At 61.3% G+C, this 23,996-nt stretch carries 21 protein-coding genes; 8 read left to right on the forward strand and 13 right to left on the reverse strand.

What is annotated here, in order from left to right; translation table 11 throughout:
• Nucleotides 1-100: 100 nt before the first annotated feature.
• Nucleotides 101-1,516, forward strand: coding sequence for a short-chain fatty acyl-CoA regulator family protein (locus Q1V51_RS12495; RefSeq protein ID WP_300556851.1), 1,416 nt, complete (start codon nt 101-103; stop codon nt 1,514-1,516).
• 72 nt (nt 1,517-1,588) lie between these two features.
• Here Q1V51_RS12495 and Q1V51_RS12500 read toward each other — a convergent pair whose 3' ends face one another.
• From Q1V51_RS12500 to Q1V51_RS12515, 4 genes are all read right to left on the reverse strand, one after another.
• On the reverse strand, nt 1,589-2,680 hold the full coding sequence (locus Q1V51_RS12500) for a ferritin-like domain-containing protein (RefSeq protein WP_300556853.1): 1,092 nt from the start codon (nt 2,678-2,680) through the stop codon (nt 1,589-1,591).
• A gap of 125 nt (nt 2,681-2,805) precedes the next feature.
• On the reverse strand, nt 2,806-3,744 hold the full coding sequence (locus Q1V51_RS12505) for a sterol desaturase family protein (RefSeq protein ID WP_300556855.1): 939 nt from the start codon (nt 3,742-3,744) through the stop codon (nt 2,806-2,808).
• A 1-nt stretch (nt 3,745) separates the two neighbouring features.
• A complete protein-coding gene (locus Q1V51_RS12510; RefSeq protein WP_300556857.1) occupies nt 3,746-4,162 on the reverse strand; it encodes a hypothetical protein in 417 nt (138 codons plus the stop codon).
• Nucleotides 4,163-4,438: 276 nt separating this feature from the next.
• Nucleotides 4,439-7,090 carry a TonB-dependent receptor gene (locus Q1V51_RS12515; protein WP_300556859.1) on the reverse strand — a complete coding sequence of 884 codons (2,652 nt, stop codon included), beginning with the start codon at nt 7,088-7,090 and terminating at the stop codon, nt 4,439-4,441.
• 279 nt (nt 7,091-7,369) lie between these two features.
• Here Q1V51_RS12515 and Q1V51_RS12520 point away from each other — a divergent pair, with 279 nt between their 5' ends.
• Genes Q1V51_RS12520 through Q1V51_RS12535 form a run of 4 tightly spaced genes read left to right on the forward strand, consistent with a single transcriptional unit; the run spans nt 7,370 to nt 12,428 of the window.
• A complete protein-coding gene (locus Q1V51_RS12520) occupies nt 7,370-8,632 on the forward strand; it encodes a serine hydrolase (protein ID WP_300556861.1) in 1,263 nt (420 codons plus the stop codon).
• Complete coding sequence (locus Q1V51_RS12525; protein ID WP_300556863.1) at nt 8,625-10,229, forward strand: GMC family oxidoreductase N-terminal domain-containing protein; 1,605 nt, start codon at nt 8,625-8,627, stop codon at nt 10,227-10,229. The genes Q1V51_RS12520 and Q1V51_RS12525 overlap by 8 nt, the downstream gene beginning before the upstream one ends.
• An 11-nt stretch (nt 10,230-10,240) precedes the next feature.
• Nucleotides 10,241-11,662 (forward strand): coniferyl aldehyde dehydrogenase, encoded by a 1,422-nt coding sequence (locus tag Q1V51_RS12530; RefSeq protein ID WP_300556865.1) that lies wholly within the window; start codon nt 10,241-10,243, stop codon nt 11,660-11,662.
• A gap of 7 nt (nt 11,663-11,669) precedes the next feature.
• Nucleotides 11,670-12,428, forward strand: a complete 759-nt coding sequence (locus Q1V51_RS12535) for an SDR family oxidoreductase (protein ID WP_300556867.1) — start codon at nt 11,670-11,672, stop codon at nt 12,426-12,428.
• On the opposite strand, the gene Q1V51_RS12540 is transcribed toward Q1V51_RS12535, so the two are convergent.
• From Q1V51_RS12540 to Q1V51_RS12555, 4 genes are read right to left on the reverse strand one after another with little or no spacing between them, the layout of a single operon-like run.
• Nucleotides 12,425-13,246 carry a TIGR02452 family protein gene (locus tag Q1V51_RS12540; RefSeq protein ID WP_300556869.1) on the reverse strand — a complete coding sequence of 274 codons (822 nt, stop codon included), beginning with the start codon at nt 13,244-13,246 and terminating at the stop codon, nt 12,425-12,427. The two genes, Q1V51_RS12535 and Q1V51_RS12540, sit on opposite strands and share 4 nt — an antisense overlap.
• 39 nt (nt 13,247-13,285) lie before the next feature.
• Nucleotides 13,286-13,654: a hypothetical protein gene (locus tag Q1V51_RS12545; RefSeq protein ID WP_300556871.1), complete on the reverse strand. Its 369-nt coding sequence runs from the start codon at nt 13,652-13,654 to the stop codon at nt 13,286-13,288.
• A gap of 2 nt (nt 13,655-13,656) precedes the next feature.
• Nucleotides 13,657-15,432: an amidohydrolase family protein gene (locus tag Q1V51_RS12550; protein ID WP_300556873.1), complete on the reverse strand. Its 1,776-nt coding sequence runs from the start codon at nt 15,430-15,432 to the stop codon at nt 13,657-13,659.
• 1 nt (nt 15,433) lies between these two features.
• Nucleotides 15,434-16,375: a bile acid:sodium symporter family protein gene (locus Q1V51_RS12555; RefSeq protein WP_300556875.1), complete on the reverse strand. Its 942-nt coding sequence runs from the start codon at nt 16,373-16,375 to the stop codon at nt 15,434-15,436.
• A 279-nt stretch (nt 16,376-16,654) separates the two neighbouring features.
• On the opposite strand from Q1V51_RS12555, the gene Q1V51_RS12560 reads away from it, so the two are divergent.
• Nucleotides 16,655-17,137: a helix-turn-helix domain-containing protein gene (locus tag Q1V51_RS12560; RefSeq protein ID WP_300556877.1), complete on the forward strand. Its 483-nt coding sequence runs from the start codon at nt 16,655-16,657 to the stop codon at nt 17,135-17,137.
• Between the two features lie 265 nt (nt 17,138-17,402).
• Nucleotides 17,403-17,708 (forward strand): hypothetical protein, encoded by a 306-nt coding sequence (locus Q1V51_RS12565; protein WP_300556879.1) that lies wholly within the window; start codon nt 17,403-17,405, stop codon nt 17,706-17,708.
• A gap of 75 nt (nt 17,709-17,783) precedes the next feature.
• Here the strand turns inward: Q1V51_RS12565 and Q1V51_RS12570 are convergent, their stop codons facing one another.
• Nucleotides 17,784-19,166: a M28 family metallopeptidase gene (locus Q1V51_RS12570; protein WP_300556881.1), complete on the reverse strand. Its 1,383-nt coding sequence runs from the start codon at nt 19,164-19,166 to the stop codon at nt 17,784-17,786.
• Between the two features lie 420 nt (nt 19,167-19,586).
• Here Q1V51_RS12570 and Q1V51_RS12575 point away from each other — a divergent pair, with 420 nt between their 5' ends.
• Nucleotides 19,587-19,973 (forward strand): DUF805 domain-containing protein, encoded by a 387-nt coding sequence (locus Q1V51_RS12575; protein WP_300556883.1) that lies wholly within the window; start codon nt 19,587-19,589, stop codon nt 19,971-19,973.
• A 70-nt stretch (nt 19,974-20,043) separates the two neighbouring features.
• On the opposite strand, the gene Q1V51_RS12580 is transcribed toward Q1V51_RS12575, so the two are convergent.
• Genes Q1V51_RS12580 through Q1V51_RS12595 form a run of 4 tightly spaced genes read right to left on the reverse strand, consistent with a single transcriptional unit; the run spans nt 20,044 to nt 23,985 of the window.
• Nucleotides 20,044-21,018 carry an NADPH:quinone oxidoreductase family protein gene (locus Q1V51_RS12580; protein WP_300556884.1) on the reverse strand — a complete coding sequence of 325 codons (975 nt, stop codon included), beginning with the start codon at nt 21,016-21,018 and terminating at the stop codon, nt 20,044-20,046.
• A gap of 14 nt (nt 21,019-21,032) precedes the next feature.
• Complete coding sequence (locus tag Q1V51_RS12585) at nt 21,033-22,235, reverse strand: acetyl-CoA C-acyltransferase (protein ID WP_300556886.1); 1,203 nt, start codon at nt 22,233-22,235, stop codon at nt 21,033-21,035.
• Between the two features lie 26 nt (nt 22,236-22,261).
• On the reverse strand, nt 22,262-23,065 hold the full coding sequence (locus Q1V51_RS12590) for a thioesterase family protein (RefSeq protein WP_300556888.1): 804 nt from the start codon (nt 23,063-23,065) through the stop codon (nt 22,262-22,264).
• Nucleotides 23,065-23,985, reverse strand: coding sequence for an SDR family NAD(P)-dependent oxidoreductase (locus tag Q1V51_RS12595; RefSeq protein WP_300556890.1), 921 nt, complete (start codon nt 23,983-23,985; stop codon nt 23,065-23,067). The genes Q1V51_RS12590 and Q1V51_RS12595 overlap by 1 nt, the downstream gene beginning before the upstream one ends.
• Between the last annotated feature and the right edge of the window lie 11 nt (nt 23,986-23,996).

Genomic DNA, 23,996 nt, shown 5'->3' on the forward strand with positions numbered 1-23,996 from the left:
TGTCAAACGGAAGCAAGCCCGTCGATACCCCCTTTCCTATAAAGCGGATTGCGTGTAGCGTATTTACATTGTCAATTTGTCGGTTTGTAAATTTTATCACATGACTGAAGACTCCAGGCCGCTTGAAAAACTCTTTGCCGGCGCGCGATTGCGGCGCTTGCGCCGCGAACGCGGCCTCACCCAGGCCGACGCCGCACAGGCCCTTGGCGTGTCTGCCAGCTATCTCAACCTGCTGGAACGCAACCAACGTCCCGTCACGGCGCGCGTGCTCCTCGCCCTCGCGGAGAATTTCGACGTTGATGTTCGCGCGTTTGCCAATGAAAGCGACCGGCAGCTGATTGCGGATCTGCAGGAAGCCGCGGCCGATCCGGTGCTCAATGGCTTTGAACTGGACCGGCTCGAGCTCAACGAACTGGCCGATAGCCACCCGCGCGCGGCCGAAGCCTTTGCCCGCCTCTACCAGACCTATCGCGAGACCAGCGCGGCCACGGCCGACCTGGCGACCCGCATGTCCGGCCCGGGATCCACGCTGGAGAGCGTGCGCGACGCCATCGATGCGAGCCAGAATCACTATCCCGAACTCGAGGCGGCCGCGATTGACTTGCTTGAGCGCAGCGGCACCAAGCGCCGGGACCGTGAACGTACGCTGGCCAAATACCTGCTCGATGAGCACGGCTTTACCGTGCGCGTTCTCGACGAGGAGATGATGGCCGGTGCTCGCCGCCGACTCGATTTCCACGGCCGACGCCTGCTGTTGTCTGAAGTCCTCCCCAGCACCTCGCGGGCCTTTCACATGGGCGTGGCGCTGGCCAATCTGGAATGCGGTGAGCTGATCGACAGCCTGATTTCCAAGGCCAACCTGCCGAATGATGACTCAAGACGGCTTTACCGGCTTGGCCTGGCCAACTATCTCGCCGGCGCCATCCAGATGCCTTACGAGGCCTTCCTCTCGGCCGCAGAAGAGAGCCGCTATGACCTCTATGTCCTGCAACGGCGCTTCGAGGCGAGCTATGAGCAGGTCTGTCACCGGCTGACCACGCTTCAGCGCAGCGGGGCGCGCGGCCTGCCCTTTTTCATGATCCGCGTCGACGGGGCGGGCAATGTCTCCAAGCGATTTGGCGGCGGGATCATGCCCTTTGTGCGCTCCGGCGGAGGGTGTCCCAAATGGAATCTCTATGACGCCCTGCGGCTGCCCGAGCGCATTCACGCCCAGAGTTTCGAGCTCCCGGACGGGCGCCGCTTCCTGTCCCTGGCGCGCGGCCAGGTCAGCCCCGCCCCGGCCGGGCAGACGCCGGTGCTGCACGCCATTGCGCTGGGATGCGACTGGGATCATGCGAGCCGGATCATGCATGCTGACGGCCTCGCCGATAGCGCGCCGCAGGCCCTGGGCATAGCCTGCCGCCTGTGTGAGCGCGCCGATTGCGCCCAACGCGCCTTCCCGCCGATCAACCGCAAGCTCGATGTCGAGCCGCATATCCTCGGCGGCTCGCCCTACGGTTTCGACCCAACAAGCTAGACACCCCGCCGGACAACAAAAAAGGCCCCGTCGCCATGACGGGGCCTTGTTCGTTAAAACGGTCAAACCGGACTATTCGGCAGCTCCAGCCACCGCGTGGACATAGGCCATGCGGACATCCTGGTGATTGACCGTGTCCAGGTCCTTGGCGATCTTTTCGTCCTGAGCGGCAAGCTCATCGAGATCCTGGTCGGCGTAATGCATCACGCCCATATCGGTATAGGCCTTCTGGATCTTGTCGCCCCACAGGCCGATATCCTTCACCACCGGAACGATGCGCTGGAACAGCAGGGTGCGGAAGAGCTTGTTCATTTCCGACTGCTCGGCATAGGCTACGCACTCTTCGACCGGCAGATCCATGGTTTCATAAACCTCGCGCGCCTGGAAACGATCGCGCATGTGATAGCAGGCCTCGACCAGGAATTCCTCGCGCTCATCGCGCTCGGCCTGGGTCAGTTGCGGATAGTAATCGCGCAGTGTCAGGCGACCGAAGGCGACATGGCGCGCCTCGTCTTCCATGACATAGGCGTTGACCATCTTGGCCAGCGGGTTCTGCGCCAGGTCACGGATCGTGCCAAAGGCTGCCAGCGCCAGACCTTCAATCACGACCTGCATGGCCAGATAGGTGAAGTCCCAGCGACTGTCGCGCAGAGCATCGTCAACCAGAGCCTTGAGCGGTGCGGTCATCGGATAGGCGACGCCGAACTTCTGCATCAGATTCTTGTAAGCTTCGACGTGACGGGCCTCGTCCATCACCTGGGTGGCGGCGTAGAATTTGGCGTCGAGGTCAGGGACCTGCTCGACGATCTTGGCGGCACAAATCAGTGCAGCCTGCTCGCCCTGCATGAATTGGGAGATATTCCAGGCCTGGGCATGACGGCGGAATTCGATCTGGTGCTTCTTGGACATCTTTTTCCAGATATCCGAACCATGAAGCGCGATGCCTTCATCGGGCAATTGCATCGGGTTCTCGACGTCGAGATCAAGGCTCCAGTCGATGCGGTTGACCGCATCCCACTGCATGTCCTTGCCCTTCTGATACAGGTGCATCAGCGTGGTCCGGCCCTCGCCGTACTCGAAGTCAAACGTGGCATCAAATTCCTGCGGGACCGACCAATGCTTGTCGATGTCCGGCATCGGATAAAGTTCGCGAAGCGAGCCCATGGCGCTAATACCTCCCCAGGTGCGACCAACACTGTTCTATCTGTGAACACCGTTCACTTTCGGAAGAGTGTGTCAATTTCACGTTAAAGGCAAGGGGCAGTCAGGCGACTTCGCGCGATTTTTGATTACTCGGCCGGGGCCTCGTTCGGTGCAGGACGACTAGCCCGCTCACCTTGCTGGGATTTCCAGCGCTCGTAGATGTCTTTCGACGTGCTACGCGATCCATCCGGCGACCAGCCCGGAGGGGCCAGCAGGAACATCATCGCATCGCGCAGATTGCCGGCCTTGCGCATGTCATTGGCAATGCCGAGCCACTCATGCAGCGAGATCTTGATCGGATTGTAGGTGCCGAGATTCTTGATGATACCGTAGCGGATCGGCTCATCGTCAAGCTCGTGCTGGAAGGTCCCGAACATCTTGTCCCAGATGATGAAGACGCCCGCATAATTCTTGTCCAGATACATCGGGTTGATGCCGTGGTGTACGCGGTGGTGCGAGGGCGTGTTCATGACCGCCTCGAACCAGTCCGGGCATTTGCGCACGACCTCGGTATGGATCCAGAACTGGTAGATCAGGTTGAGGCCGCCGACGAAAGCGATCATCACCGGGTGGAAGCCGATCAGCACCAGCACCGAGCCCAGCCACATCCATTTCAGCGTCAGCACCCCGAACCAGGGCTGACGCAGCGCCGTGGTGAGATTGTAATGCTGGGAGGAATGGTGAACGACATGGTCGGCCCAGAACCAGCGCACGGTATGCGCCCAGCGGTGTGACCAGTAATAGACGAAATCGTCCAGCACGAAGGCGACAATCCACGCCCACCAGGCGAAAGGAATATCAAACACCCGGAACTGGTAGACGAATAGCAACCAGCCGCCGACGATACCGGCGAACAGGACACCGGCAATGACATTGCCGAAGCCCATCATCAGGCTGGCCGCACTGTCACGCGGTTCGAAGGTCGCGCCTCCGCGTTGCCGGGCGAAGAACATCTCGGCAAAAATCAGCGCTGTGAACAGCGGCACTGCAAGCCAGGTCGGGTTGATCAGATCGGGAATATTCATCTCAGGCCTGCAATGCGTTGAGTTTATCGGCCCACATGCGGGCCTCGCCGGCATCGCCCAATCCCAGGCGGATCGGCGCGAACGTAAAATCATTCAGCGACAGCGTGATCGCCCCGCCCTCCTCCATGCGCGCAGCGCGGACCGATCCGGGGTCGAGATAGCGGATCACAACGGTATCGCCCTGGGTTGACAGCAAGCCGATACGCGAAGCGCCGGCCTCTTCCACCAGGGCCGAGCGTCCGTCTTCCGCCAGCACGCCGCGACCGGGCTGAAAGCCGACGGCATCGATATCAAGCTTGCGTTTGGCGTCATCAAGCGAGGCAATCACGGCCGGCGTATGCAGGCCCAGATAATGATTGGCCGCGACCATCGCTGAAATGCCGACAATGGAGCCCAGCAGAACCCAGATGAGAGCCAATGCGATCTCCTCAGCGCAACAAGAGGTCAACGAAACAAGCGCGAAGGCTAAACAGGCTTCGCCCCATTTCAAAGCAGAAATTGAACAACGTTCACGCACCGCGGACGCAGACGGTTTGCGCCAGCGCCTTGCCCCACTATTGCGCAGGGAGCTGCCTCGCTGGAGACCATAGCAGCAAAGCAGGGTGTGAAAGCTTGCAAAAGAAACGGCGCCGGGAGTACCCCGGCGCCGCTCAAAATGCTGGCTTCTAAAAGCTGGCCGGTCAGGCCGAACTCCTTAGAAGCGCGTCCGCACGGTCAGACCATAGGTCCGCGGCTGGTTCGGATAGACCGAGAAGGATCCAGCCTGCAGCGTGGTCGGGAAACCGGACGTGTAGTACTCGTCCTCGTTGAGGTTGCGAGCCCACAGCAGGGTTTCCACGCCGTTGTTGAAGTTCACACCGATCGAAGCGTTGATCGTGCTGACCTGACGGGAGATCGACTCCGGCAGGTTCTCCAGAAGGCGAACTTCGGATTCATACTGCCAATCACCGCGCAGCATCAGCTCACCGAAGGACATCTGACGGATGTACTCGACACCGAAGGAGCCAGCGAAATCCGGGATGCCCGCAACGGTCTGACCGCTCAGATCGCCGGTTCCGTCCTGAACACCGTCAGCGAGGTCGACAGTGCCGCCGGAAACAACCGGAGCGCCCTGGAAGTCGTCATACTGAGCATCCATCCAGATACCCGACATGGTGAAAGTCAGGCCCTCAATCGACGGCGGGGCAATGACGGCGTCAAATTCAAGACCGGTCGCAGACTGCTCACCAGCATTGATGACCGCGAAGCCAGCGCCCTGGAAGACCGAGGACTGGAAGTCCGTGACGGTCTGGTCGAAGTAGGCAACGTCAAGCGAGCCGAAGTCGAAGCGCGTCTTGAAACCGATTTCGAACGTCTCGGTGATTTCCGGACGGGCGAAACGCTGGTTACCCGCGACGCCGAGGGCTTCTGCCGTATTGACGATGGTCGGAGCGCCGAGCGCATTGTCAGCGGCCAGTTCACCGGCAGCCCGCAGAGCAGCAATGTCAGAGGAATTCGGACGCGTATCCGGCGTCAGGTTCCAGGACGATGCCTTGAAGCCACGGGAGAACGAGCCGTAGATATTGGTACGGTCGGTGGCGTCGAACGCGAGGCGCACCGTGTACGGCGTGTCCGAGTCAGACGTGCGACCGTCTTCGACGGAGTTCGGGAACGGCGTCAGAGCACCAAGCGGCTGCAGACCGAGGGCGAAGAAGTCGAGGAGCGGGTTCGCCAGCGGCAGGCCGGTCAGCGGATCCACGACAACACCGCCAACCAGAACACCACCGTTTGCTAGGCCAACAGCGTTAAACGTGGACGAAGCGTTCACGAACGCACCGAAGACAGCCGGCTGGGCAGCGGCGAAAGCACCGACCTGAACCGGGTCATTCGGGTTGACGCCAGCGGAGGCGAGGAAGCTGCCCAGACCGATCTCAACCAGGTTGAGGTCAGAGAACGGGTTGGTGCGGACAACATTGAGGAAGTCCACTTCCTTTTCCGACTCGAAGTAGGCCAGACCAGCGGTGAAGACCAGGCGATCCGTCAGGTTGAAGTCAACCTGGGAGAAGATCTGGAACTGCTCGTCAGACTGCTCTGCGGTGAAGGTGGTACCACCCCCGTCGGCGAAGAAGGAGCCCGGCGCAAAGCCGGTTGCAGCTTCAAGTCCACCCAGTGCACCACCGGTCAGGATATCGACATAAGCGCGGGTATCGCTGCCGTAGAGACGGGAATCGTCGACCGTCATGTCTTCCGTGGAATAGTAGGCACCCAGCAGGAAGAAGGCACGGTCGCCCCACTCACCGGTCAGGCGGAATTCCTGGCTGAACGTATCAACGTCCAGACCGCGAACGTTGGCACCAAGCAGCTCGAGCGTGGTGAAGTCACCTTCGTAATCGATGAAGTCTTCATACATGCGATAGGAGGTGATCGAGCTCAGCGAAAGCGTGTCGCTGAGGCTCCAGTCTGCCTGAGCCGAGATGCCGGAATTCTCGATCCGGTTCTCGTTCGCGAAATCGGTCGCGATCTCGTAGTTGAAGCCAGCGCCAGCGGAGGTCTGACCGCCGAGAAGGCCACGCAGAACCGGACCAGCCGGGCCATCGAGCAGACGGTCGGTACCACAGCAGGCCTCTTCGATTTCGTCATGGTCTGCGATCACACGCAGGCTGAACGTATCGCTCGGCGTGTAAAGCAGCTGGCCACGAAGCGACCAACGATCGCGATTGTTGAAATCGCCAGCCGGGCCGAGATTCTCGTAGTAGCCGTCGCGCTGGTTGACGCTGCCGCTGAGCGAGAAGGCCAGATTGTCGGAGAGCGGCCCGGTAACGGAGCCGCGCGTGATGATGCTGTTGTAATTGCCCAGGGTGATCTCGGCCGTGCCGCCGAACTCGAACTGGGGCGATTCGGTGATGATGCTCACCACACCCGCGGTTGCGTTCTTACCGAACAGGGTCGACTGCGGACCGCGAAGAACCTCGATGCGCTCAATGCCGTTGAGGTCAGACAGCGCCGTACCGGCACGGCTGCGGAACACGCCATCGATATAGACAGCAACCGAAGGCTCGATGCCCGGGTTGTTCGCGCCGTTACCTTGACCACGGATGATAAAGGTGGCGTTGGAGCTGCGCTCCAGCTGGCTGACGCGGAGCGACGGCACAACGGATTGCAGGTCGATCGCATCGACGATCTGGGCGTTTTCCAGGGTTTCAGCCTGGACAACAGAAACTGCGATCGGAACTTCCTGAAGCGTCTGCTCGCGCTTCTGGGATGTAACAGTGATTTGCTCGATCTGAGCGTAGGCGCCGGTAGCACCGACAAGACCAGCAAGCATAGCGGTCGTGCCCAAAGCGGCCGCCTTCGAGAACATTTTCATTGGAATTTACTCCCCTCATTAACGCGGTACCAAGCCAACCGTCCGCGCGTAGAAAACGATATGAACATTATGCGACGAGGCTGTCAGCCCGTTTCTTCGCTATTGGCAAAAAAGATGCCGATGCAGTTGCATGCCTGCCGCACTCTAGAATTCCTAGCGCCCTCTTATGCCTCCTCTTTTCTCCGCCGTGAACTCTGCTAGGCTGCAAAGTGAACAGCGTTCAATAAGCTGGCTATGGGGAGAGTAATGGGCCGTATTTTCATAGGCTTAGGCGTCATTTTGGCGCTTCTGATTGTTACTGCTGCGGGATGGTATTACCGCCCCTGGTCTGAGTATTCGCCCGCCGAAATCCAGGCTGCGACTGCGGATGCAGCTCTGGCGGACACTTTTCGCGATATGGGCGAAGTGTTCCCGTTCAGAACAATCCATGCGGGAGAGAACGGCGAATCCCTTGCCCGTCAGACCCGTAACGATACGGTTCGTTTTGAGCTCGATGGCCAGGAACGGGACATTACCGACTGGCTCGGGGCTTCTGGCAGCACCGGTCTGATGGTGTTGCACAACGGCCGGGTCGTGCATGAGGAATACCTGCTCGGCTCGACCCCCGAAACGCTTCACACATCCTGGTCCGTAGGCAAGAGTTTCGTCGCCACCCTTGTGGCCATGGCTCTGCATGAGGGCCGTATCAGCAGTCTCGACCAGACGGCGGAGATGTTTGCCCCGCAACTGGGCGGCACGCCCTACGGCCAGACGACGTTGCGGCACTTGCTGATGATGTCCGCCGGTGTCGATTTCAATGAGGATTACAGCGCGCCGGACAGCGACATCCGTCGCCTCTTCCTCGGCGCCAACATCTGGGGCCGCAATATCGACGACATGGTCGCCGAGGTCGAACGCGACCGGGCGCCCGGTGAAGACCTGCACTATGTCAGCGCCAACACCCACGTTCTCTCCGCAGTTGTGCGCGGCGTCTATGACGCGCCCCTGGCCCAGATCGTCGAAGACCGCATCTGGACACCGATCGGCATGACCTCTGACGCCAACTGGAACCAGAATATTCCTGGTGAGAATGGCCAGGCGATCGGCTATTGCTGCCTCAATGCGACGCTGGAGGATTACGCCCGCTTCGGTCAGTTCTACCTGCAGGACGGCGTCTGGAATGGCGAACGTCTGGTCCCGGAAGGCTGGGTCGAGATGGCGACCCGCCCGAATGCGGATTTCCAGGAGCCCGATTATGCCGAAGCGCCCTACCCGATGCGCGGCTATGGCCTGCACTTCTGGGTGCCTGAAAACTATGACGGCGAATACTTCATGGCCGGCGTCTACGGCCAGTATGTCTGGGTTGACACGCGGCGGAACATCGTCATCGCTCGGACGGCAGCCGATACGCAATGGGGCGCGCGCACGCCGGAATCGCTGGCGGCCATGCGGGCACTCGCCGCGCATTATGGTGACCCGATCGCCGGTGAAGCGGCCATGTCCGAAGAAGGTGTGAGCGAAACCGAAGATGCAGCAGAAGCCGTGGATGCAGGCGATGAGTAAGACCGAATTCGATTATATCATCTGCGGTGCCGGCTCAGCGGGCTGCACTGTTGCTGAACGCCTGTCGCGCGACCGTTCTGTCTCGGTGTGTGTGCTGGAAGCCGGAGGCTCGGACCAGAACGCCATCATCCGCACGCCTATGCTGCTGCAATTCGCCGTGACCGGTGAACAGTTCAACTGGGGCTATTGGACCGAGCCGCAAAAGCATCTGAATGACCGTAAACTGCTCTGGCCGCGCGGTAAGACGCTGGGTGGGTCCTCCTCGATCAACGCCATGCACTATATGCGCGGGGCCAGGGAGAACTACGACGAGTGGGAGAGCGAGTACGGTGCCGAGGGTTGGGGCTGGGACAATGCCCTGCCGGCCTTCAAGGAAGTTCAGGGACAACAGCGCGGCCCATCCGAGCTGCATGGCGCTGAAGGCCCGCTCTCGGTCGAGGACATCACCCCGCTCAACCCGCTCACGGAGGCCTTCTTCAAGGCCGGTGACCAACTGCAATATCGCCGCAATGACGATTTCAACGGTCATCGTCAGGAAGGATTTGGCCCCTATCAGGTGACACAGAAAGACGGCAAGCGCTGCTCGGCCGCCGATGCCTTCCTGCGCCCGGCCCTGGAACGCGACAATTGCTCGGTGACGATCAAGGCGATGGTTCACCGGATTATCATCGAGGACGGCGCGGCTACCGGCGTCGAGGTCGATATAGACGGTACACGTACAGTACTGACCGCACGCAAGGAGGTCATTCTCTCCGGCGGTGCCATCAACTCGCCGCAGACCCTGCTGCTGTCCGGTATCGGGCCGGCCAATGAGCTGCGCGAGGCCGGCGTATCCGTCGAGCATGACCTGCCCGGTGTCGGCAAGAACCTGCAGGACCATCTCGATGTCACCGCGCAGATCTGGACCAAGTCCAGCCTGTCCATCGGCAATTCCTTGCGGTCCATTCCGCACCACGCCTATATGATGGGCCGGATGTTGTTGATGGGCGACGGCCCGGCCTTTGTGAACCCGGTCCAGGGCGGTGCCTTTATCAAGTCGGCCTATGCGGACGATCTGCCCGACCTTCAGCTCGTCTTCATCCCGGCGATTTCCAACCCTCACGGCATCGAGAAGGCCTGGGGTCATGGCGTGACCCTGCATGTGTGCCAGCTCTACCCGAAGAGCCGCGGCGAGATCCGTCTGAAAACCACCGATCCAAATGATCACCCGCTGATCCAGCCGAATTATCTCGAAGACCCGTTCGATACCGATGTGATGACGGACGGGCTGGCCAAGGTGCGTGAGATCCTCGCCGCGCCAGCCTTCGACTTCGATCGCAAATCGGAACGCTACCCGGAGCCGGAAATCACCACCCGGTCCCAACTCGAAGATGATGTACGCGCACGCGCGGAAACCCTGTATCATCCGACCTCGACCTGCGCGATGGGCTCGGGCGAACTGGCCGTCACCGACAGCCGCTGCCGGGTCAAGGGCGTGAAGAAACTCCGAGTCATAGACGCCTCGGTCATGCCGCGCCTGGTGGGCGGCAATACCAATGCGCCCACCATCATGATCGCCACGCGCGCCGCGGCGATGATTGCAGAAGACAACGCCTGAGGAGGCAGCCCATGAGCGAAGCTGAAGCCAAACAGATCGAACGCATGAAATCGATTCTGGCGGCCCAGAAAGCCGCCTTCCGCGCCGAACGTCACCGGCCGCTCGACAAGCGCAAGCAGGATCTCGACAAGATCGCCGATCTCTGCCGCAAGAACGCAGATGCGATCACCGATGCGATCAGCCAGGATTTCGGCAATCGCGCCCATATCGAAACGGCGATCGCCGAGCTGGCTTTCGTCATCCAGGACGCCGCCCATATCAAGAAGCATCTGAACAAGTGGACAAAGCCGAAACGCGTCGGCGTACCGCTGACCCTGATGCCTGGAAAGGCCGTCATCCGTCGCGAGCCTATCGGTGTGGCCGGCATTATCTCGCCATGGAATTATCCATTCCAGCTCGCCATGGCCCCGCTTGCCGCTGCGCTTGGTGCAGGCTGCCGGGCGATCATCAAACCCTCCGAATACACACCCGCCACAGCGGAGATCATGAAACGCCTGATCTCGGAGAATTTCGAGGAGGATCATGTCAGCGTGGTGACGGGTGGCCCCGCCGTGGGCGAGGCTTTCACCAAGCTGAAATGGGACCACCTCTTCTACACCGGATCGACCCAGGTCGGACGCCTCGTCGCCCTGGCGGCAGCCGACAACCTGGTTCCTGTCACCCTCGAACTCGGCGGCAAATCCCCGGCCATCGTGGCGCCGGACTATCCGACCGAACAGGCCGCCAAATCGATCGGCTGGGGCAAGCTTTTCAATGCCGGCCAGACCTGTGTCGCGCCGGACTACGTCCTCGCGCCGAACGGGCGGGAGCGGGAGATTGGCCAGGCGATCATCGATGTTGCCCAGCACCAATTCCCGGAGGCCGCTTCCGACGACGCCTATACGTCGATCGTCTCCGATCGCCATTACGAGCGGCTCAATGCGATGATCGAGGAAGCCCGGGCCGCTGGCATCGAGGTGCTGCAACCCGAGCACGACAGCCAGGCCGCTCAGGCGGCGCGCAAGATCCCACCCACCGTGGTCATCGATCCGCCGGAAGACAGCGCCATGATGACCGAGGAAATCTTCGGTCCCATCCTGCCGATCAAAGGCTATGCAGAGCTCGATGGCGCGCTCGACTTCGTCAATGACCGCGAACGCCCGCTGGCGCTCTATGTCTATTCCACGGACAAGACGCAGGCTGAGCGCGTGCTCGACGAGACGATCTCGGGCGGCGCCGGGGTCAATATCAACCTGATGCACCTCTCCGTACCCGATCTGCCATTCGGCGGGGTCGGCGCGTCCGGTCAGGGTGCCTATCACGGCGAGACCGGTTTCAAGGCCTTCACTCACGAACGCTCGGTCCTGTCGACCGGCAAATGGCACCCCTCCCGCCTTCTCGCACCGCCCTACGGCAAGTTCGCCGAGCGTGTGGCCCAGCGGCAAATGAAATAGGTCAAAGATGAGCGGACCACTTTCGGGCCAGCGCGCCCTGATCACCGGCTCCAGTCACGGGGTCGGCCGGGCAGCGGCGTTCCTGTTCGCCCAGCAGGGCGCGGAGGTCATCCTGCACGGCAATCAGAACATGGCCGACGCCGATGCGGCGGTACAGGAGATCGGTCCGCGCGCCCTTGGAGCGGTGCAAGCGGACCTGATGATGCCGGGTGCCGGGCGCGAGCTGTATACGCGTGCCGCGGACCTGGCGGGCGGCCGGATCGACATCGTCGTCAACAATGCCGGCATCCACTGGGAAACGCCGATCGACGCCACGGATGAGACCTGGGAAGCCAATTGGGCCGGCCTGCTCCAGGTCAATGTCATGGCGGTCGCAGATATCTGCCGTACCGCCCTGCCCGACATGATCGATAATGGCGGCGGGTCCTTCATCAATATCGCCAGCCGCGCCGGCTATCGCGGTGAGGACAAGGACCATATGGCCTATGCGGCTTCCAAGGGCGCCGTGCTCTCCCTGACCAAGACCATTGCCCGGCAATGGGGCGACAAGGGCGTTTACGCCTATGCCCTCGCCCCGGGGTGGATCAATACCCGCATGGCACCGCAAAACGCGGCCGGTATTGCCGCCGCCGCCAACGAAATTCCGATCGGCCGCATGGCCGAGCCCGAGGAGATCGCGGCCATGTGCGCCTTCCTCGCCTCCGGCGCCTGCGCCAGCGCGACCGGCTCGTGCATAGATATCAATGGCGCGAGTTACGTGCGTTAGTGCCCGGGAATGACTGAGGAAAAGGCGTCAAAACAGGCTTGGTCAAAACGGCTGGGCACCGCGAAATGCACGCGCCGAAAGGAACCGGCAAACCGCCCGTCAAGCGAGCGCACGAACGTTCGCGCGACCCGGTCGGGATCATTTCCGAAGACGCCGCACCCCCATGCTCCAAGCAGAACGCAGTCATGCCCTTTGGAAGCGGCGATCTGAAGAATGAGGGCAACCCGGTCCTCAAGACATCGATCAAATGCATCGCTCTTTAGCCGTTCCACGCCCTGCTCCCGCGCCGCCCTCCTATTGGGCGCCGCGACAGTGATCACGGAAAACAAGTTTGATGCCGGCTGCACCGATCCATGGTCATCTCGGATCTGCCGCACCTTCGGGGTGTAGAGCCCAATATCCGCGTAACACGTATCGATGGAGGCCTTGTTGCGCGCATAGTAGGCCTCCTGCGTCTCCAGAGCGTGATAAAGGGTCGTCGCGCGACAGAGGCTCTCCTCCTGCGCCGTGCCACCGCGCAGGAATCCACCACCTGGTGTCCGCGCCGAGGCGAAATTGAGCACAGCCGGGTTGGCGACACCCGCCTGCTGAAGACTGTCCAGCCCCTGCAGCGTGTCCTCATCCCCGATAGTGATCTCCGTGTCATACAAGCCTGCTGGCACGGCCCTGTCAGGTTCGACAATGATCGTTTCTTGTCGCGATAGACTCAGGTCGGGTTCAAGCCCGCACCATTCACCATCAGGCGTGGTGTAGCCCCCGCTGCGGAAGATCTCGAGATTCTCCTCGGCGACGGCGCGATATCGATCCCGCCGGTTCATTGCAATTGGGCACTGACGGCGGCAATAGCGATCTCGAGATCAGGACCCATCCCGCTCCATCCGCGCCGCCAGAAAATCGCCCCCAACAACGACCAAGACCAGCACCAAACTCACCCAGTTGCGGCCGCCGCCTTCATCGCTGATCCAGCCGAAATCAATAGCCAGTCGCGTCCCGAGGGCCGAGGCCAGCAAGGCGCCGCCACCGACCATGGAGGCGCGAATGGCGGCCGTGGATTTGGTGGGCCGGTTCCGCCCGGCCCAGCCAAACAGGATCCAGCCGGCGACCGGCAGGAAACCAAGCGCCAGCAGGGCGACCCACCAGCTGGCCGGATCGGCGATAATGACGGCGACCGATAAGACGGCGACAACGAGGGCAACCGCCGTGACAATGGGCGAACCGGGTTTCACGTCTATTCGGCCGCCTCAAGCACGTCCTGGCCGGCGCGATACAGCCCGCCTGGCCGCGCGCCAGTAAGCTTCCCATCAGCCATCACCACCTCGCCCTTCACGAGCGTTGCGGTATAGCCCGTCGCGCCCTGCAGCAGGCGCTGACCTCCGGCCGGCAAGTCCTGTTTCATGTAAGGCGGTTCGAGCTGAAGCGCATCAAGGTCGATGACATTGAGATCGGCCCGCATCCCCTCGCGGATGTAACCTCGATCGCGCATACCGAGATAATCGGCCTGGGCGCCGGTCAGCATGCGGATGGCGCGCGGCAGGTCGAGCTTGCGGCCGCGCTCGCGATCACGGGTCCAGTGCGTAATCATATAGGTCGGCATGGAGGCATCGCAGACAGTACCGACATGAGCGCCACCATCGGACAGGCCATAAAGCGCCTGAGGATGCTCCATCATCTTGAGCACATTGTCGTAATTGAGCTCGGTATAATTATAGAGCGGCAGATAGATCAGCTCCTGACCATCACGCTCAAGCAGCGTGTCATAGATCATCTCATAGATCGACACGCCCTTGGCCCGCGCCTTGGCAGCCAGCGAGTTTTCCGGCGGCTGCTCATAGTCCGGCGGATTGCCGAGCTGGAAGAATTTCTCCGCGACGAACTCGATATGCTCGAGCAGGAGATCCGCCAGAGGCGGCACCGAAGAGCCGGGCCCGGACACCTTGTCGGTTTTCTCGGACAGGATCTGTGCCTTGAATTCCGGCGTCTTCATCTTGGCCACGCGCTCGGCCAACGGCAGGTCGGCGATGGTCTTGTAGCTGGGATAGCCCATGAAGGGATGGAAGGTGCAGTTGAAGCCAAGGAAGACCCCGATCGCTCGCGGCGCTACCTGCATGCGCGCATCGACCCCCTCTTGCTTCAGCTTTTCGGAGAGCTCGGTCAGCTTGACCCATTGTTCCGGCGCAAAATCGCGCTGCATCAGCGAGAAGGAAAATGGCCGGCCGGAGGCCTTGGCGTAGTCGGCGACGATCTGCCATTCCTCGTCAAAATCCTGCTCGCCTCGCTCGAGGTTGAAATCACTCACCGCCTGGACAACACCGAAGTCGAGCCCCTCAAACGCCTTGGCAATACCGGTCAGCTCGTCACGCGTGGCCTCGGAGGACGGCGTCCAGTCGCCATCGGCCGTCTTGTGGACATCGGACCGCCCCGTCGCAAAACCGATCGCTCCGGCCTGCAGCGCCTCGCGTGTCAGGCGACGCATCTCGGCGATGTCATCATCATTGGCCGGCTCGGAGAACACGGCCCGATCGCCCATGACATAGACCCGTAGCGGGTCGTGCGGCACCATCGCCGCGATATCGATCGTGCGCGGCATTTTGGCCAGCGCGTCGAGATAGTCCGGGAAGCTTTCCCAGTCCCAGGTCAGCCCCTCGTAAAGCGCTGTTCCGGGAATGTCCTCAACGCCCTCCATGAGCTTGATCAGCTTGTCGTGGTCCGCTTCGCGCACCGGCGCAAACCCGACCCCGCAATTGCCCATTACCGCGGTCGTGACGCCGTGGTCGATCGACGGGCGTAGCTCGTCATCCCAGCTGGCCTGGCCGTCATAATGGGTGTGAATGTCGATAAAACCGGGCGTAACAATCTGGCCCTTGGCGTCGATCTCGCGTTCGGCCGGTCCGAGCCCGGTGCCGATCTGGGCAATCACACCATCGCGGATGGCGACATCCGCCTCCAGCGGCGCTTCGCCATCGCCGCGATGAAGCATCCCGCCCCGGATCACGATATCGAACATGTCAGACCTCCCGGCTTTTCCCGATTATGTTTCTTGATTGTGCCCAATCATAGCTGCGGAACAAGGCAACAACGACGAAACCGGCTGCGATATGCCAGATACTCCACAGGCCGGTAACCGCGACCGCCCCGCCGACGCCGTCAAACTGGGACAGGAGGATCAGCAGACCCAGGCCGGCATTCTGGATTCCGACCTCAAAGGTCAGGGACCGCCGCCTTGCCATCGACATGCCGAAGATCCAGGCCGTCAGCCCGCCCATGGCAAAGGCCAGACCGTTATGCATCAGCACGACGGGGAAGAGGCCGTGATCGGTGGCGAAAAGGACATCACGATTGGTGTAACCACCGACCAGGATCAGGCCGAAAAGGATAGCCAGCGCCACCGGCGACAGCGCCGTGCGCAAGCGGGCCGCCAGCTCCGGCTTTTTTTCCGACATCAACATGCCCATCGCCAAGGGGAAGGCCAGCAGCGCCACCGTCTGGGTGATGAAGGGCCAGGGGGAAATATCCAGCGTTCCGACCAGTGCATTCGTCGGCGCATAGAGCTCTGACCAGAACAGGATTGACACCGGGGTGATCAACGCTGCAGAGACACTGGAAATGGCCGTCAGGGAGACCGAATAGGCCGTATCTCCCCGCCCGAACATGGTCAGGGCATTGGACACATTCCCCCCCGGACAACAAGCCACGACAATCATCCCGAGCGCCACGCTCGGCAACGGTCCGAGCAGGTAGATCAGACCCAGGGTCAAAAGCGGCAACCCCAGGATCTGGGCAATTGCTCCGATAATGACCGGTCGCGGCTCGGATTTCAGCGACTTGAAATCGGCGATCTTCAATCCCAGCGCGACGGTGAACATCATCACCACAAGGCTGGCCGACATGGCCAAGCGGAAACCGCCGCTCAACTCAACATACAACGCGTCTGCGCCGGTTGGTTCCATGCGTCACTTTCCTCCCCGAAAACGACCGGTAAACCTTATTTCAAATTGCGCCGATCCGAAGCGCAACACATTTGGTACTAGGATAAAATCATTTTTGGGTCGCCAAACCGCTCAGACTCTGTATCTTATGTGACACGGTTTTGACAGCAGCCTGCTGACTGTCGAAATCCTTTCGTGCGGGAAAGGATGCTGGAGCGGGAAGTCCAAGTGATTTCACGATGCGGCGCCCATTTGTCTATTGAACGGCGTATCTACGCATTAGTCTTTGGGGGACTAAGTATGGGTCGGAAACGTTTCGACGAAATGCCCTGCGCGATTGCCCAGACGCTGAATCAGGTCGGCGACTGGTGGACTTTGCTGATTGTCCGGGATGCCATGAAAGGCGCCCGCCGCTTCAGTGATTTTCACGACAGCACAGGCATTGCCAAGAATATCCTGACTGACCGGCTCAACAAGCTGGTCGAAAACGGAATCATGACTCGAGAAGAAGTCGGTGTGCGCGGTCAGCGGCAGGAATATGTCTTGACCGATCGCGGCGAAGCCCTCTTCCCGATCCTGATTGCCATGCAGCAGTGGGGTGACCAGTGGATCTACGGCCGCGAGAAGCAGCCTGTCGTCCTCTATGACACCCGTAATGGCGAAGAACTCACCCCGGTGAGCGTCGCGAATGAAAGTGGGGACGAGGTGACACATCACTTCGTCGGCACACGCGACCAGGCCGATGAGGCCACGGACGACGACAGCGTTTCGCAAGCTGGCTAGGCTATTCGCCGCGGTCCGGACGGGAACGTCTATGGGCGGACGGCCCGTTCGGTCGCGGCGTGCTCGCTCATGAGCACATGATCTCGGCACAGACAAGTCGAACGAATACCCCTGGGCGTTCGCGCCTCAGGGGAAATTTGCTTCCAGGCTACATTGAGCTCGCGAATTCATTTGGCTAACATCACACACGGGCGCACGGGCGGACCGCATCGCGGCTCGCTCCAATGACACAGCAATCAACGCCATTTGAAATGGGGAGATAAATATGATTCTTACAGCCATGCTGGCCGCCACGGCCCTGCAGATGGACGCGCTCCTGGAGCACGGCCTACAGATCACCACGCCGAGCGTCACCTACACGACCTTCTTCAATGCTGACGGAACCTACACGACCGATGTCGGTATCGAAGGCACTTGGGAAGTCCAGGGCGAGGAAATCTGCGTCGTGCGCTCGACCGGCGAAAGCGGTTGCGCACCGCTGATGTCCGACGCGGCGCTGGGCGATAGCTGGGAAGGCGAGAACGCTGCCACAGGCGAGACGGTGACCTACACCATCGTTCCGCGAGGCTAGCAGCCCTGCATCGCAAAAAAACGCCGGCGGTGACCTTCACACCGCCGGCGTTTTCTTTTGTCGGACGGCGAGACGCTATTCGCCGAAGGATCCCGCCGGTCCCGGGAAGACGACCGGCGTCTCCGAACCGTCATGCGCCACGGCCGAAACACCGAAATAATAGTTATCGATCACAATATTCTCGACCACATATTCCCCCGTCACGCCGACAAAGCGGCTATGGGTCCATTGCGGTGCGTCGGTCAGGCGCCAGTAGACGCGATAACCGGCGAGATTTGCTGCCGCTTCACCTTCCGGAACGGTCCAGCGCAGCGTGGTGTCCGGCGAGACTGCGCCCTCGACCTCGACATTGGCGGGGAATGGTGGTGCACCGGCGATCTGGGCCAGCACCGCGACATTGAGCGAGGTCAGCTTGGCGGCGTGATCGAAGTCCACACCGTCAATCGTGTCCCCGAACTCCCGGCCGGTCTCATCGGTCCGCAAGTCCTGATGCTGGCGGTCGTAATGCTCGTGCGTCTCCATGATGCGGACACCCGGGATGCCGACATCATTGAACGGGCGGTGGTGACCGCCGCGGCGGAACCGGTCGAGACGATAGACCATCATGACATCAAGATTGGGAATGTACTGATCCGCGGTCCGGTCCACGAAACGTGCCAGATTACGTGACGGGCTATCCACCTCACCACCGGTAAAGCGCCGCAGGCGGGCCTCTTGGGCGGTTTCATTGGCCCGCGTGCCTTCGGAGAAGACCCGGGCGGTCGTATTGTTGATGACGCCATCAATGCCTTCGATATTGCCGATCATGTCGTTATTGAGAACGGCCTTGATCCGCCAGCCACTCTCCAGCGCGTGATCGGCCACGATCTGTCCGCCAAAGAGCCCCTGCTCCTCCCCCGACAGGCCGGCATAGATGATGGATCCGGCAAACTCGTACTGGGTCAACACCCGCGCCGCCTCGATCGTGCCGGCCATGCCGGAGGCGTTGTCATTGGCGCCCGGGCTGTCATCGGTGAAGTTGAGCGGGTCGGTGACGCGACTATCAATGTCACCGGACATCATCACATAGCGATCCGGGTCCAGCGTGCCGCGTTGAATGGCCACCACCGACACGACATCGGTCGGATCGGGAATACGGGTCTGCCCGAAAACCTCACCGGTAATGTACATGACCTCGAGACAGCCGCCGCAATCGGCGGAAATGCGCTCGAACTCTTCATAGATCCAGCGCGTCGCAGCCCCGACGCCCCGGGTTTCGCTTTCCGTGTCCGACAGGGTGTGCCGGGTGCCGAACCCGGCCAGGGCGCGAATATCTGTCTCGATCCGGTCGGCAGAGAACGCAGCGACATAGTCATGCACCTGCAGCACTTCAGACGGCGGCGCATAACGCCCCTCCTGAGCTTCAGATCCGCAAGCGGCCAGGACCAGAGCCAGCCCGGTAATTCCGATTCGCGTCATCTCATCCTCCCCAGATCGCGATACTGGGCGTCAATGTTTCACGATTGGGAAGCGGGTCAAGCAAACCGGCCTGTTGAAGACAGGCGGTCAAACCCTCACCCATCAACGTTAATCGGTGTTTTCCCCAGACAAAATTCCCCCCACAGTTGAATTCTGCCACAAACGCAGGGATAAGGGTTTCAGGGATTCGTTCCGTTCACGGACTTCTCCCTCACCCTGCACCGCGCTGCACCATCCCACACCCTCGCAACGCGGAAGCCTAAAGGGCTGGAGCACCCCCTCCAGCCCTTTTCTTCTTCCGACAAGTTACAAACCTCTCCGGCTCGGGAGGGTTTTCCACACCCTGTTTGGTTTCTCGCTTGTCGTTTGCTCCCCTCGGGTGCAACCGTCAGCCGACTTAAACCTCGGGGAGGAAATCTGATGGGATTTATCGACGCGATCAAAAGCGGCTTTAGCAATTATGTGAATTTCCAGGGACGCGCTCGGCGTAGCGAGTACTGGTTCTGGGTGTTGTTTACGATAATCGCTTCCATCGCTCTTACCTTCGTAGATGTGGCAATGATGGGCGCCGAAAGCTTCGGGTTACTTAGCCCGCTATTCTCGCTGGCCATTATTCTGCCGAGCATTGCGGTTGCAGTTCGGCGCTTGCATGACAGCGGCAAGAGCGGCTGGTGGATCCTAATTAGCCTTATACCGCTGGTCGGTGCCATCGTGCTGATCATTTTCTACGTCAGCGACAGTGCACCGGGCAGCAATCAATATGGCCCCAATCCGAAGGGCGTGGATCAAGCGCCGCTCGAGGGCTAGCAGCTCCAATCGGGACGAAAAAGGGCGGCCCGGCGGGTCGCCCTTTCTTTTGTGCCACGCCTCGAAAACGCTAGGGCGTCAGAACAACCTTGCCCATGGCCTTGCGGCCTGAGAGCTGACCGAAGGCCTCGAGGAATTCCTCCAGCTTGTAGGCTCCCGCAACGCGCGGCTTGATCTTGCCGGCCTCGTAGAAATCGAACAGCTCTTTCATATTGCCGAAATGCCCCTTGGGGTCGCGCATGGCCCAGGCCCCCCAGAACACACCGACAGCCGATGCGCCTTTGAGCAGCGGCAGGTTGAGCGGCAGTTTCGGGATCGGGCCCGAAGCAAAGCCGATCACCAGGTGGCGGCCTTCCCAGCCAATAGCCCGGAATGCGGCTTCCGCCAACTCACCCCCAACCGGGTCATAGATAACATCCACGCCCTGGCCGCCGGTCAGTTCCTTGGTCCGTGCCTTGAGGTCTTCGCTGGAATAGTTGATGCCTTCGTCCGCACCGTGCTCACGGGCCACGGCGAGCTTCTCATCGCTCGAAGCGGCGGCGATGACCTTGGCGCCCATGGCCTTGGCCAGTTCGACCGTGGCCAGGCCGACACCGCCGGCCGCACCAAGAACGAGAACGCTCTCACCCGGCTGCAGCTTGGCCCGCTGTTTCAGGGCGTAATAGGAGGTCGCATAGACGACCGTCAGACCGGCGGCTTCCTCGAACGACATCGCGTCGGGGATTTTGATCGCCGCCATGGCAGGCGTGGCGACTTTCTCGGCAAAGGCGCCGGTCAAGCCATTGAAGCAGACACGGTCACCAACCTTGAGATTCTCAACCCCGTCCGCCACCTCGGTGACGACACCGGCGCCCTCGCCGCCCGGCACGAAAGGCGTCGGCGGCTTGAACTGGTATTCGCCCCGCACACAGAGCAGATCAGGGAAGTTGAGCCCGGCCGCCTTGACGTCGACCAGGACATGACCGTCCGGCAGGACCGGATCCTCAATGTCCTCGACCTTCATCTGGTCTTCCGGACCGAACTCGCGGCAATAAAGCGCTTTCATGGAACTCCCCCGCCCTATGCGACTTCGAACAGGCCGGCGGCGCCCATACCGCCACCGACACACATGGTGGCAACGACGTATTTGGCGCCGCGACGCTTGCCCTCGATCAGGGCATGGCCAACCATGCGCGCCCCCGACATGCCATAGGGGTGGCCGATGGAAATGGCACCGCCATTGACGTTGAGGCGCTCATTCGGGATGCCCAGCTTGTCGCGGCAGTAGAGCACCTGGACGGCGAAGGCTTCGTTGAGCTCCCACAGGTCGATGTCATCCATGGTCAGACCGTTGGCCTTCAACAGCTTCGGCACAGCATGGATCGGTCCGATACCCATTTCATCCGGGTCGAGACCGGCCACGGCGATGCCGCGGTAAATGCCGAGCGGGTTGAGCCCGCGACGTTCGGCTTCCTTGGCTTCCATCAGCACGGAGGCAGAGGCGCCGTCCGACAACTGGGAGGCATTACCCGCGGTGATGAATTTGCCTTCCTTGATGACCTGGCCATTGGCGAAAACAGGCTTGAGGCCGGACAGGGACTCGACCGAGGTGCCCGGGCGGTTGCCCTCATCTTTCTCCAACGTCACGGCGATGTCGGAGACTTCCTTCGTCTCCTTGTTCATGAACTTCATGGTCGAGGGCAGCGGCACAATCTCATCGTCGAACTTGCCGGCCTGCTGGGCCTCATGCGTGCGCGCCTGGGACTGTGCTGCATACTCGTCCTGGGCTTCGCGGCTGACCCCGTAGCGATCGGCCACGATCTCGGCGGTCTCCAGCATGGTCATGTAAAGCGCCGGCTGGTTCTCAACGATCCACGGGTCCGTGTCGCGATACGTGCGGGTCTTCTCCGTCTGCACCAGGGAGATGCTCTCCAGACCGCCGCCAACCGTCACCGTCATACCGTCGGCGATGATCTGCTTGGCCGCCGTAGCGATGGCCATCATGCCGGACGCGCACTGGCGGTCCATCGACATGCCGGACACGGAGGTCGGCAGGCCGGCGCGGATGGCACAATTGCGACCCGGATTGCGGCCGGTCGTGCCCATCTGCATGGCACAGCCCATGACAACATCATCAATCTCGGCCGGATCAACACCGGAGCGCTCGACCGCATTGCGGATCGCATGGCCGCCCATTTCCGGACCGGACGTGTCGTTGAATGCGCCGCGATAGGCTTTGCCGATCGGCGTGCGCGCCGTGGATACGATGACTGCTTCACGCATGGTCTTCCTCCCTTTGACCGAAGGCCTCAAGCCTTGGTTCGATAACTGACCATCTGCTGGGTCGTGGCCATGAGCCGGCCATCCCGGCTCCAGATTGTTGCATGTTGATCATTGAATCCGCGGCCGCCGCGGGCGCCGGTGGCTTCAACGAGAAGATAATCCGTACCCACCGCCTCATAATCCTCGGGCGTGGCATGGAGATAGACCGTCATGGAAACGGTCGCGATCAGATCCGGCTTGCCGGTCTTGAAGAACAGCCGTGGCGTCGGTGTGTCGGCGAGCGCGACCAGACTGACCGGGTCGAGCGGACGATCCGGATCCAGCCGCACCCAGGCCATTGACCGGGTCGTTCCATCGCCCCCCGCAAACGGGTTGTTTGACGCGCCGCGCATTTCCACCGCCTTGGTCCAGGCCATGGGCAGGAGAAAACGCTCACACGCTTCCGGCTCCGGGGCCAGCGGGCGATTGCCCTCGACCCAGGACAGGGTGTCACGCCGGCGGGAGAGAATACCCAGGGCGCAATTGGCCGGGGTCTCACTGCCGCCGGGAACAAGATCGGCGGTCCAGAACTGGGTATTGCGGCCCTCGCGCTTGCACTCCAGATCGATCGTGACCGGCCCCTCGCTGGCACCGGCCAGGAAATCCGTGGTGATCGTGGTCAACTCCATGTCGGGTCCTGCCGCCTCGATCATGGACTTGGCCAGAATGGCGGCACTCCACCCGCCATAAGGGCCGATCATATTCTTGAAGCCGGCATGGGCTGCCCCGCCGAAACGCAGACCGTCCTCACCTAAGGGCTCAAGCGCCGTGGCTTCGTCAAACAGATGCATCAGCCCAGGCTAACACCGAGATGGGCGGCCGCCTTGGACAGGAATTTGATCGACTGCTCACCACCTTGGGCGAACTCCTTCTGTCCGTCCGTCGCGGTGATCGCATCGATATTCGCCGCCACGCCTTCCGGCGTCTGCTCTTCCGGCGGCAGATAAATGCCGTCGGTCTCGTAGATCTTGGTCGCGGCGAACCCGCCTGCCCCGGCACACAGGACCAGGCGCGACGGCGCGTCCTCGCTGACCAGATAGGCCAGGCCCGCAGACACGGCTTCCGGCTTGAGCAGTTCCAGGGCCGGCGGCGGCAGCAGATCCTCGGTCATGCGCGTTGCCGCAACCGGTGCCAGCGCATTGACGCGGATATTGTACTTGGCACCTTCCAGGTGCAGCACATTCATGAACCCCACCAGGCCCATCTTCGCGGCGCCGTAATTGGACTGGCCGAAATTGCCGTAAATGCCCGAGGACGACGCCGTCATGGCGATACGGCCATAGCCGGCCTCGCGCATCGGTTCCCAGACGGCCTTGGTGCACACAGCCGAGCCCATGACATGGACATCAAGCACGGCCTGGAAGTCCTCGACCGTCATCTTGGCAAAGCTCTTGTCGCGCAGGATGCCGGCATTGTTGACCAGAATGTCGACCTTGCCCCATTTCGCCATGGCCTGATCGACCATGTCCTGGACCTCGTCGGCCTTGGTAACATTGGCGCGATGCGAAATCGCCTCGCCGCCCGCATCGCGGATCTCCTGCGCCACATCTTCCGCCGCCGAACCGCTGCCAGAGCCATCCATAGACCCGCCGAGGTCATTGACCACGAGTTTGGCCCCACGCGCGGCAAGAAGGTGGGCGTGGGCTCGGCCCAGGCCATGTCCCGCGCCGGTGACGATGGCCACGCGGCCGTCAAAACGAATTTCGGTCATCTTGGTCTCTT

It is taken from the genome of Maricaulis sp. (genome assembly GCF_030149235.1).
Classification (GTDB): Bacteria; Pseudomonadota; Alphaproteobacteria; order Caulobacterales; family Maricaulaceae; genus Maricaulis.